Source organism: Flavobacterium fluviatile (assembly GCF_010645065.1).
GTDB lineage: Bacteria > Bacteroidota > Bacteroidia > Flavobacteriales > Flavobacteriaceae > Flavobacterium > Flavobacterium fluviatile.
Genome location: NZ_JAADZW010000099.1, coordinates 1 through 687, shown reverse-complemented (window position 1 = coordinate 687; position 687 = coordinate 1). Strand labels below are relative to the sequence as shown.

The following is a 687-nucleotide window of genomic DNA, read 5'->3' as shown; positions in this document are numbered from 1 at the left end:
ACAGGAAGTTTGACTTATGGCATAGGAGGAGCTACAGGTTCATTCCAGAGCAGTCCGACCTTTACAGTTTCAGCAGGAACTTATACGGTTTGGGTAAAAGACGGCAATGGATGTACTGCATCAGCAACACCAATTACAGTTTATCCACAGTTGACCGCTACATCAGCAGTTACAAGAGAGTTGAGCTGTTTGCCTGGTTCTTCAGAGGCACAGATTACAGTTACGGCTTCGGGAGGCAGAACGTCTTACACGTATGAGGTTTCATCAAATGGAGGTTCTACTTATACAGCTATGGCAAGTAATGTTTACACAGCAGCGGCAGCAGGAACATATACTTTCAGAGTTACCGATTCTAACACACCGGGCTGTACGGTAACCACTACCGCTACAGTAAATGCGATTACCAATCCAGGTGTTACGGCTACACAAGTCAATGTAAGCTGCAACGGAGGTACGCCAAACGGATCAGTTACTTTGACGGGATCGGGAGGTTCAGGAGGTTATACTTACAGTGATAATGCTGCTACAGGCTTTACAGCTACGGCTAGTTTTACAGGATTGGCAGTAGGCAACTATACATTCTATGTAAAAGACAGCAAAGGTTGTACAGGTTCGGTTAATGTTACCATTACCCAGCCAACAGCCTTGACTACTACAGCATCTGCAACAGCATTTACATGTAATACA

General features: G+C 45.0%; 1 protein-coding gene. It reads left to right on the top strand.

Annotated features, from left to right (window positions below):
• The coding region (locus GXM17_RS21445; RefSeq protein WP_208796486.1) for a hypothetical protein at nt 1-687 on the top strand (687 nt) is incomplete at both ends.